Source organism: Lysinibacillus sp. NPDC093210 (assembly GCF_044753985.1).
GTDB lineage: Bacteria > Bacillota > Bacilli > Bacillales_A > Planococcaceae > Lysinibacillus.
On the sequence record NZ_JBIVOE010000013.1, the window covers coordinates 55,759 to 65,363 of the forward strand.

Sequence of the window (9,605 nt, forward strand, 5' to 3'; positions counted from 1 at the left end):
ATGAAATCAGTCGATAAAAAAAGAAAAAAGAAGCTAAACGAGTGATTTTGCCTCACTGTTTAGCTTCTTCCCTTATATTAAGGCTTAAAAACGTCTTACGCCCGCGACTAAATCTGTTCTTCGTTTAAAAAGTAGTAGTACAGTGCGGTTGGTGCTGTTTTATAATGCTTGCGAAATTGCTGTGTTGAATTTAGAACGTTTCACTAGTTTCGCAACGATAGGATAAATAATAACAAATGCTACGACATTAAATGCAACAGCTGGTATTACAACCCCAACAAACAGCATTGCAAATGTTGCACCTACGTTAGCGTTAAATACAAATAGGGCAACAGATAAAAAGACAGTACCTGATAAAATTGTGCCTAATCCAACTAATACTGCGGATACAGCAAAATGATTTATAACTTTTTTTAGTACGATAAGGATTGCTAAAAACACAAAACCGGTAACAGCTTTATCAATAATATTAGGGATAAAACCTGCTGGGAATGTTGTAAATAAACCTGAAAGCACCCCTGTTGATAAAGAAAGTAAAAAAGTTTCTTTTATCGAAGGGAACAATAAAATGCCGATAAACATCATGGTTAACATGAAGTCAGGCTTCATTCCATTTACCATACCTGGTGTGACCACATAAAGGGCAGCACCGACACCAACTAAAAGTGCCATTAACACTAGATTTTTTGTATTCATTTCTAATCTCTCCTCAACTATGCTAATCTATTTGTTTCCTAACGTGTCCTCATGACCGTTAGCGAAACTTATTTGTGATTGTACGCTAAAATTGATCGTTTGACAATAGCATTCAATGTCCAGTCAATAAGCTGTTTTGTACTAAATTGTTTGAGTGCCTGGCACTATAAATTGGCTTTAATGCTGTTGGCTACTTCTGTTAATTGCTCTTGTGTATATGTTTGTGTTTGCCAAATTAAACCTAGGCCTTCTTTTTCATCGTAACGCGGAATAAAATGTAAGTGGTAGTGGAAAACGGTTTGTCCAGCTGCAGCACCATTGTTATTAATTGTATTCATACCAATTGGGTTAAATGCTGCTTTAATGGCATTGGCAATCTTTGGTGCGACTGCGTATAAATTACGCGCTACATCTTCTGGCATTTCGAATAAGTCTTGGCAGTGATGTTTTGGAATTAATAGTGTGTGACCTTTTGCAACAGGTGAAATGTCTGTGAATGCATAAACATGTTCGTCTTCGTAAACTTTTGTACTTGGAATTGATCCATCAATGATTTTGCAAAATAGGCAATCGCTCATTCGTAAAATCCCCCTTAAATTTTTATATGTAAGTTTATTCTATCATACTCATAACTGTATCATTTGCTAATTTTTGATAAAATAATAACAAGAAGAGGAGTGAGGGTATGTCGGTATTAGAAGTGCAGCATGTGACAGGCGGTTATACTAAAAAGCCTGTTATTAAAGAATTGTCATTTACAATAGGTAAAGGAGAACTTGTCGGGCTAATTGGTTTAAATGGTGCGGGTAAAAGTACAACCATTAAACATATAATAGGAACGATGCTTCCCAAAGAAGGCGACATTCGTCTAAATGGCGTGACGTTAAAAGAAAACACGGACAAGTATCGCACAGCATTTTCATATATCCCTGAAACACCGGTTTTATATGATGAGTTAACATTGCGTGAACATCTAGAATTAACAGCAATGGCTTATGGTTTAGATGAGGCTACACTAGCAGCCCGTTCAGAAGTATTATTGAAGGAATTTCGTATGGAAAAACGCTTAAATTGGTTCCCATCGCATTTCTCAAAAGGTATGCGTCAGAAAGTAATGATTATGTGTGCTTTTTTAGTGAACCCAAGTCTGTATATAATTGATGAACCATTTGTCGGACTGGATCCACTTGGTATACAATCATTGCTCGATCAGATGGATACAAAGAAAAAAGAGGGTGCATCCATTTTAATGTCGACGCATATTTTATCGACAGCTGAAAAACATTGTGATCGAATTATTTTATTGCATGAGGGACGCGTTCGTGCGCAAGGAACGATGGCGGATTTACGTAAAACGTTTGGAATGCCACATGCAACATTGGATGACCTTTATATTGCAATGACGAAGGAGCGGGACCATGAAGAACTTGCGTGATGTATGGTCCTCGCGCTTTATGCACTATATAAGTGAAGTACAAAAATATATGCAGTTTGTTTTCACTGGACATATAGCGCTTGTACTTGTTTTTCTTGTTGGAGCTGGGGGCTATCAATATAGTGAATGGCTGAAAATCGTTGAGTCTGATTTTCCAGCTGAAGGGCTAATTGCCCTGATAATTGGTGTATTACTAGCATTTAGCCGTCCAACGACATTATTGCGTGAGCCAGACCAAGTGTACTTATTGCCATTAGAATCAAAAATGTCGCTGTATTTAAAAAAGGCAATAGCATGGACGTTTTGGTCACAAGTTTGGATTGTGGCTATCGTTTATATCATTAGTATTCCTTTATTAAAAGCAGTAACGGAATTAACAACATCTAATATTTGGTCACTGTTTTTCCTTGTTATCGCCTTAAAGTTTGTTAGTGTGCAGGGAGAATTTAGTTATCGTTATAGTGAACGTGGTCATTATGTATGGGTAGATAGACTAATACGAGCTATTGTATTTGGAGTAACCGTATATATGGGACTACAAATGCAACTTATTCTAGCATTAGTTGCAGCGATAATTGGTTGTGTCTATGTATTAGTGTTTCGTAAAAAGTGTGCGAACGAGCCTGTGCCATATGAGCACTTTGTAAAACTAGAACAAAATCGAATGATGAGCTTCTATCGTTTCGCGAATTATTTTACCGATGTACCTCATTTACATGGTAGTATTCGACGTAGGGCGTGGCTTGACTGGTTTTATAATTTTATACCCTATCAAAAGGGGAATGCTCAAAAGTATTTAGTGTTCCGTACGTTTATTCGTACAGATGATCATTTTTATTTATGGCTCCGATTAACTGTTATTTCAGCTGTTATTGCAGCCTTTGTAGATATTCCATTTGTTACATGGATTGTTGCAGGTGCTTTAAGCTTTGCGACGACGATTCAGCTAAAGCAAGCATTATTAGCTAGCGGTGAGTTTCGCATGGACATGCTTTATCCGTTGCCAGAGGGTGCGCGTAAAGCTGCTGTTAAGCAAGTAGTGCGTCTGACAATGATTGCCCAAGCTATTATTGTCACTTTATGCGGAGTGACGCAGCCGATGTTCTATGTAACAACGATAATTATCCTTGTAATTAGTGAAATAACGGCAAAGGTGTCAAAACCTTAAAGAGGAAACTCAAATTATATTTTTAAAAAAAGCTCATTTTGCCTAAGAACATTAGGCGAAATGAGCTTTCTATATTTTAATCTACGTTTTGATATTCTAGCGCAGCGCTTAACATAACTTTTGCAGCTACTAGCATACCTTTTTCATCAATATCGAATTGCGGATGGTGATGTGGTGCATATTCAGCAGGCGCGGCCCCTGTGAAGAAGAATGTACCTGGTTTTTCCTCTAAATAATAGGCGAAGTCTTCGCCACCCATCGTTGCTGGAATTTCAACAACATCACAAATGACTTGCGCGATATCACGAACAAATAGTGTTTCTTTTTCATGATTCACGATTGCTGGATAGCCTTTGCGATAGTCTAGTTCAATTGTGCAATCTTGTGCAATTTCAGTTCCGTTCACAACGCGTTTAAATTCACGTTCCATCGTTTCGCGAACATCTTTGTCAAACGTACGGATAGTCCCGTTCAAATAGGCTGTATCTGCAATAATATTATCTGCATTTGACGCAACGAAAGAGCCTACAGTAAGAACTGCTGACTCAGTTGGAGCTACTCGACGCGCTACTAGTTGTTGCAAGTTCATGACTAGTTGAGAGCCGATAACAATAGCGTCTTTCGTTTGATGTGGATGAGCACCATGTCCACCTTTACCTTGAATTTTCAGTTCAAAACTATCAACTGCGGCCATGAGTGGTCCAACACGGTAGCCAATCATACCCGTCGGATGATTGGATGATAAATGTGTACCAAATATAGCATCAACACCGTTAAGTGCACCTGCCTGTATCATACCGATAGCACCACCTGGGTCTGCTTCCTCGGCATGTTGATGAATCAGCACATATTCACCTGCTAACTCATCTTTCATTTCCCATAAAAGTTTCCCTATTATTAATAAAGTAGCAGTATGACCATCATGACCACAAGCATGCATAACACCAGCTACCTTTGACTTATAAGGAACATCTTTAGCGTCTTGAATAGGGAGTGCATCAAAATCGGCACGTAAGGCAATCCTTTTACCAGGCTTGCTACCTTTAATACGTGCAATTAATCCATAGCCACTTATATTTGGTTCAACTGGAACACCGAGTTTTTGATAGTATTCAATAATGTAGTTTGCTGTTTCTTGCTCTTGGAAGCTTAGTTCTGGATGCATATGTAGATGGCGGCGAATGGCCACCATTTCATCAAAATGAGCATCAATTTTATCGAGTAATTGTTGATTCATAAGTAAGTGCTCCTTTATTAAAAAAATTATGCCTCGTCGTCTTCTTTTGGGACAACGCTATAAGTCGTAACATAGGATGCGGCAGAGAAAATATTTTGTTGTCGCACACCAGTTGGTTCTTCACGTTGTGCATGTGCAGTATTATACGCTTTTGAGCTTTTCCATGCTTCAAATGAGTGTGGCCCATTCCATTGTGTCATAACAATGTACGTGTCACCATTTAATGGACGCAATAGTCGGAACGCTACAAAACCAGGTTCGTTCTCAATTGCACGTGCGCGATTTAAAAAACGATGTTCGAATACAGGTTTACCTTCATCTGTCACAGGAATATTATTGAAGACAAAGAAGCCGCGTTCTTCTAATTCGTTTACCGAATCTAACACTTCAAATTTACGAGGTGTAGCAAATACAGATTTCCCTTCAGTTTCATGAATGAGCACAGAATTACCTTCACCATGCATTAAAATCATATGTTCGTCAGGATACTTATTTTTCACCTGTTCCATAAACTCTCCTGTGCCAGAAGTTAAATAAATATTCATTATTTTGCCCTCCTTATAAATGTCTAATAATCAGTGATTAACTCCATTTAAGTGTAAGTTACCCGCTTTGTCAAAAAAGAAAGCATGTAGAAAGAACAATTTTATGACATTTCACTAGTAAAACTATACAATAGCAGAGGAAGCGTTTACTATTGAAAACGGATATCAATAATAATGGAATAAACAAGTGATTTTTTTATGATATGAATTTCATCGAGGGGAAGGAAATAATCAATGACAACACTTTTTAATGATACACTTCTACGTGCTGCACGCGGGGAAAGGACTGAACATACACCAGTCTGGTATATGCGACAGGCAGGTCGTTCTCAGCCAGAATATCGTGCAATTAAAGAAAAATATTCATTAGAGGAAATTACACATCAACCTGAGCTTTGTGCGTATGTAACACGTTTACCGGTCGAAAACTACAATGTTGATGCAGCGATTTTATATAAAGATATCGTAACGCCACTACCAGGTATCGGCATTGATGTAAAAATTAAAGCTGGTGTAGGTCCAGTTATTTCAAACCCAATACGCACAGTATCAGATGTAGAAAAATTAGGTGAGTTCAATGCAAAGGAACATACACCTTTCGTTTTAGAAACAATAAAAATACTAGCAGAAGAACAGCTTAATGTGCCATTAATAGGTTTTGCAGGAGCACCGTTCACATTAGCGAGCTATATGATTGAAGGCGGACCTTCTAAAAACTATAATAAAACCAAATCATTTATGGTATCGGAACCAAAAGCATGGTTTGCATTAATGGACAAATTGGCAGACATGATTATTGCGGACGTTTCAGCACAAGTAGAAGCGGGTGCAAAAGCGATACAAGTATTTGACTCATGGGTAGGTGCCTTAAGTGTTGAAGATTATCGTGTGTTCATTAAACCTGTTATGACTCGTATTTTTGGCGAGTTAAAAAAAGAAAATGTACCGCTAATTCAATTTGGAGTTGGTGCAAGCCATCTAGTGAAAGAGTGGCATGATTTACCGATTGACGTTGTTGGCTTAGATTGGCGTTTACCAATTAAAGACGCACGTGCAAAAGGTATTACAAAGCCTGTACAAGGAAACCTAGACCCTTCATTATTACTTGCTGATTGGTCAGTAATAGAAAAACGAACAAAAGATATTATCGATCAAGGCTTAGAGGTGCCAGGTCATATCTTTAATTTAGGCCATGGCGTATTTCCAGAGGTTGACCCTGCAGTATTGAAACGTTTAACTACACTTATTCATGAATATAGTGCACAACAAATTCAAGCACGTTCTTAAAATAAGAAACGAGCAAATTCTAAATGACGCAATTACACTACTTTTTGGTGTAATTGTTGTTGACGTATAGAAATCATACAAAAAATATAGTTTAACTATTATTTAGAGGTGAAAAGGGTTATGAAAAAAGTTAAAGGTTTATTAGTAATGGCATATGGTACACCCTATAAAGAGGAAGATATTGAATCTTACTATACACATATTCGTCACGGACGTAGACCATCTGACGAGCATTTAGAAGATTTACGTAGTCGCTATGAGGCTATCGGTGGTCTATCACCACTGGCAGCTGCAACAGAAGCACAGGCTGAAGCTTTATGTGCACGTTTAAATGAAGTGCAAGATGAGGTAGAATACAAACTATTTATCGGTTTAAAGCACATCCACCCATTCATTGAGGATGCTGTTGAGGAAATGGTTGCAGCAGGTATTAAAGAAGCAGTTTCTATTGTGTTAGCACCACACTTTTCGACTTTCTCTATTAAATCATATAATGGTCGTGCAGAAGAAACAGCAGGTGATCGCCTGAAAATTACATCTGTTGAATCTTGGTATGATGAGCCGAAGTTTATTGAATATTGGAAATGTAAAGTGAATGAAACGTTCGATTCTATGACTGAAGAAGAACGAGAAAAGGCTTGTCTAATCGTCTCAGCACACTCACTTCCTGTAAAAATTAAAGAAATGGGCGATCCGTACGAAGACCAGTTAATTGAAACAGCTCGATTAATTCAAGAAGCTACGGGCGTGAAAAATGTAAAAGTGGGCTGGCAATCAGCTGGACAAACACCAGAGCCTTGGTTCGGTCCTGATGTTCAAGATTTAACGCGTGACCTTTATGAGCAGAATGGGTACCGTTCATTTGTTTACACACCAGTAGGCTTTGTAACAGAACATTTAGAGGTACTTTACGATAACGATTATGAATGTAAAGTTGTTTGTGATGAATTAGGTGCTAACTATTATCGTCCAGCAATGCCTAATACAAATCCATTATTTATAGATGCTATGGTAGATGCTATTCATAAAAAATTAAGCTAAGCGAAAAGAAAGTGATGATGTTGGTGACTCAAAAAAGACGAAAGGTAGTTGTTGTTGGCGGCGGCATTACAGGCCTCACAGCTGCGTTCTATATGCAAAAACAAGCGCGCGCAAAAGGATTGCCGGTAGATATCGTACTTGTCGAGTCGTCATTACGTCTTGGCGGGAAAATCCAAACTCTTAGAAAAGACGGCTTTATTATCGAGCGTGGGCCAGAATCCTTTTTCGACCGAGAAAATCATGTCCAGGCACTTGCGAAGGATTTAAATATTGAACATAGGATGATAACTGGAGATTCGGGGCCAACCTATATAGCTGTTGGGAGTAAATTATACCCGATTCCGAGCAATCTGATGTCTGGTGCAACGCCACATATCTCGTCATTCATTACATCAGGTTTATTTTCACTCAGCGGTAAAATTCGTGCAGCGGGAGATTTTATTCTCCCGCGTTCTGCACGGGATGACGACCAGCCATTAGGTGAATTTTTTCGAAGAAGATTTGGTGCGGAGGTTGTAGAAAATCTCGTTGAACCTTTACTTGCGGGTACATTTGCAGGGGATATTGAGCAACTAAGCATGAGATCTACATTTCCACAGCTCTACGAATTAGAGCAAAAGTATCGTAGTTTGCTTTTCGGTATGAAACAGTCAGGGACAAATTTTTTAAGTTACAATCGGATAGCGAAGGATAAGGGGATTTTTCAAACTTTTGAAAATGGCCTTGAGACGCTTATCGAAAAACTAGAAGAATCTCTACTTCCAGGGACCGTGATGAAGGGTGTTAAAGTAGAGCAAATTGACCACAGCAAAGATGGTACTGTGCAGGTCGTATTAAATAATTTTTCGCATATAACTGCTGACGCGGTTATTATTGCAACACCATATAATGTTGCACAAATGATGTTTAGTAATCACCAACTTTTAACAGAGTTAAATACGATGAAAGCAGCAACAATCGCAACAGTGACGATGGCATTTAAAAAAGAGCAACTAGGTGACTTGGATGCACTGTCGTTTTTTGTCTCTAGAAATAGTGATTTTTCAATAACATCTTGTACATGGATTAATCGAAAATGGCCTAATACTACCCCTCAAGACTATGTATTATTACGAAGCTATATTGGTCGTGTAGGCGATGAAACCATTGTTGCCTTATCTGATTCAGAGATTGAAAAGACTGTATTACAAGACTTAAAGAATACAATAGGAATCGAAGGGGAACCCGTGACGACGGTTGTTTCTCGTTGGAAAAATGCTATGCCACAATATACTGTAGGACATGAGGCAAAAATTGATCGGGTGAAGAAAGAACTTTATGAACATTTCCCGACAGTAAAACTTGCAGGTAGCTCCTTTGAAGGGATTTCAATTCCTGAATGCGTAGAGCAAGGGTGCAAAGTTGCAAATGAAATTTTAAGCGAAATGTTTATACAGGAAGACTAAAAAAGTAGTACAAACTTATATTTGTACTACTTTTTTATTTAATTTAACTATTATTACTTTTTTCTCAATAGTAGAATGTCTCAAGTCATAGATTATGGACTTATTAGTTGTAAAGATGACCAACGTTTAAGAAATTCTATGACATGACCATACAATACCACCTGAGTTAGCGCCTCCTAGTGTTAAGGAGAGAGTTAAGCCATTTGCTTCGTAAACTAAATCGATTGTATCACCAGCAGTTAAATTAACTTCTCCAGCCAATGTTACGGTGCCACTTCCCAGAATTGCTCTAATAGTTAATAGGGTTACTGATAAATTTAATATTGGGAATAAACCGGTAATTAAATTAGTCGTTGTATTTCTACGGATTGCAAATGAAGGGTTAACACCTGCACCAATACCAAGACTAATGGCAGCTAATGTAGAATAGTTGATAGTTGCCTCAAAAGCATATCTTCCAGTCGTAGGAACTGTAAATATACCTGTTGTTGGATTAAATGCTGGTGTTGTGAAATAAGGTGAAGCTACACTCCAATTACTTAAAGTAGCAGAGGTACTAACGGATAAAGTACTTAAGAAGGCAGAGAAACCTTCTGTAAACGCAGGTCCGGTTGGCCCCGTCGCGCCAGTAGGTCCCGTAGGTCCAAGTAAACCAGTCGCGCCAGTAGGTCCCGTAGGTCCAAGTAAACCAGTCGCGCCAGTAGGTCCCGTAGGTCCAAGTAAACCAGTCGCGCCAGTAGGTCCCGTAGGT

At 38.5% G+C, this 9,605-nt stretch carries 9 protein-coding genes and 1 pseudogene; 5 read left to right on the forward strand and 5 right to left on the reverse strand.

What is annotated here, in order from left to right; genetic code table 11:
• Positions 1 to 159 precede the first annotated feature (159 nt).
• Together ACIP9C_RS21585 and ACIP9C_RS21590 are read right to left on the reverse strand one after the other, a co-directional pair.
• Entirely contained in the window at positions 160 to 696 is a 537-nt protein-coding gene (locus ACIP9C_RS21585) for a tryptophan transporter (protein ID WP_401014441.1), read from the reverse strand.
• 164 nt (positions 697 to 860) lie between these two features.
• Positions 861 to 1,274, reverse strand: coding sequence for an HIT family protein (locus ACIP9C_RS21590; protein ID WP_401014444.1), 414 nt, complete (start codon positions 1,272 to 1,274; stop codon positions 861 to 863).
• 107 nt (positions 1,275 to 1,381) lie between these two features.
• On the opposite strand from ACIP9C_RS21590, the gene ACIP9C_RS21595 reads away from it, so the two are divergent.
• Both ACIP9C_RS21595 and ACIP9C_RS21600 read left to right on the forward strand, forming a co-directional pair.
• Positions 1,382 to 2,131: an ABC transporter ATP-binding protein gene (locus ACIP9C_RS21595; protein WP_401014447.1), complete on the forward strand. Its 750-nt coding sequence runs from the start codon at positions 1,382 to 1,384 to the stop codon at positions 2,129 to 2,131.
• Positions 2,115 to 3,299 (forward strand): ABC transporter permease, encoded by a 1,185-nt coding sequence (locus tag ACIP9C_RS21600; protein WP_401014450.1) that lies wholly within the window; start codon positions 2,115 to 2,117, stop codon positions 3,297 to 3,299. The genes ACIP9C_RS21595 and ACIP9C_RS21600 overlap by 17 nt, the downstream gene beginning before the upstream one ends.
• 76 nt (positions 3,300 to 3,375) lie before the next feature.
• Here ACIP9C_RS21600 and ACIP9C_RS21605 read toward each other — a convergent pair whose 3' ends face one another.
• Both ACIP9C_RS21605 and ACIP9C_RS21610 read right to left on the reverse strand, forming a co-directional pair.
• Positions 3,376 to 4,536, reverse strand: a complete 1,161-nt coding sequence (locus tag ACIP9C_RS21605; protein ID WP_401014453.1) for an amidohydrolase — start codon at positions 4,534 to 4,536, stop codon at positions 3,376 to 3,378.
• 26 nt (positions 4,537 to 4,562) lie between these two features.
• Complete coding sequence (locus ACIP9C_RS21610) at positions 4,563 to 5,081, reverse strand: antibiotic biosynthesis monooxygenase family protein (protein WP_401014456.1); 519 nt, start codon at positions 5,079 to 5,081, stop codon at positions 4,563 to 4,565.
• 234 nt (positions 5,082 to 5,315) lie between these two features.
• On the opposite strand from ACIP9C_RS21610, the gene hemE reads away from it, so the two are divergent.
• From hemE to hemY, 3 genes are all read left to right on the forward strand, one after another.
• The gene (hemE, locus tag ACIP9C_RS21615) at positions 5,316 to 6,368 is read left to right on the forward strand and encodes a uroporphyrinogen decarboxylase (RefSeq protein WP_401014459.1); all 1,053 of its coding nucleotides are present in this window, start codon (positions 5,316 to 5,318) and stop codon (positions 6,366 to 6,368) included.
• Positions 6,369 to 6,488: 120 nt separating this feature from the next.
• A complete protein-coding gene (gene hemH / locus ACIP9C_RS21620; RefSeq protein WP_401014462.1) occupies positions 6,489 to 7,409 on the forward strand; it encodes a ferrochelatase in 921 nt (306 codons plus the stop codon).
• 14 nt (positions 7,410 to 7,423) lie between these two features.
• Positions 7,424 to 8,854 (forward strand): protoporphyrinogen oxidase, encoded by a 1,431-nt coding sequence (gene hemY, locus ACIP9C_RS21625; RefSeq protein WP_401014465.1) that lies wholly within the window; start codon positions 7,424 to 7,426, stop codon positions 8,852 to 8,854.
• A gap of 126 nt (positions 8,855 to 8,980) precedes the next feature.
• On the opposite strand, the pseudogene ACIP9C_RS21630 reads toward hemY, so the two are convergent.
• Positions 8,981 to 9,605: pseudogene (locus ACIP9C_RS21630) on the reverse strand (collagen-like protein); the annotation flags it as partial.

What these genes read in the sequence shown, in the direction of transcription:
- ACIP9C_RS21585 (WP_401014441.1), bottom strand. Translation starts at nt 696, where the DNA reads ATGAATACAAAAAATCTAGTGTTAATGGCACTTTTAGTTGGTGTCGGT.
- ACIP9C_RS21590 (WP_401014444.1), bottom strand. Translation starts at nt 1,274, where the DNA reads ATGAGCGATTGCCTATTTTGCAAAATCATTGATGGATCAATTCCAAGT.
- ACIP9C_RS21595 (WP_401014447.1), top strand. Translation starts at nt 1,382, where the DNA reads ATGTCGGTATTAGAAGTGCAGCATGTGACAGGCGGTTATACTAAAAAG.
- ACIP9C_RS21600 (WP_401014450.1), top strand. Translation starts at nt 2,115, where the DNA reads ATGAAGAACTTGCGTGATGTATGGTCCTCGCGCTTTATGCACTATATA.
- ACIP9C_RS21605 (WP_401014453.1), bottom strand. Translation starts at nt 4,536, where the DNA reads ATGAATCAACAATTACTCGATAAAATTGATGCTCATTTTGATGAAATG.
- ACIP9C_RS21610 (WP_401014456.1), bottom strand. Translation starts at nt 5,081, where the DNA reads ATGAATATTTATTTAACTTCTGGCACAGGAGAGTTTATGGAACAGGTG.
- hemE (WP_401014459.1), top strand. Translation starts at nt 5,316, where the DNA reads ATGACAACACTTTTTAATGATACACTTCTACGTGCTGCACGCGGGGAA.
- hemH (WP_401014462.1), top strand. Translation starts at nt 6,489, where the DNA reads ATGAAAAAAGTTAAAGGTTTATTAGTAATGGCATATGGTACACCCTAT.
- hemY (WP_401014465.1), top strand. Translation starts at nt 7,424, where the DNA reads ATGATGTTGGTGACTCAAAAAAGACGAAAGGTAGTTGTTGTTGGCGGC.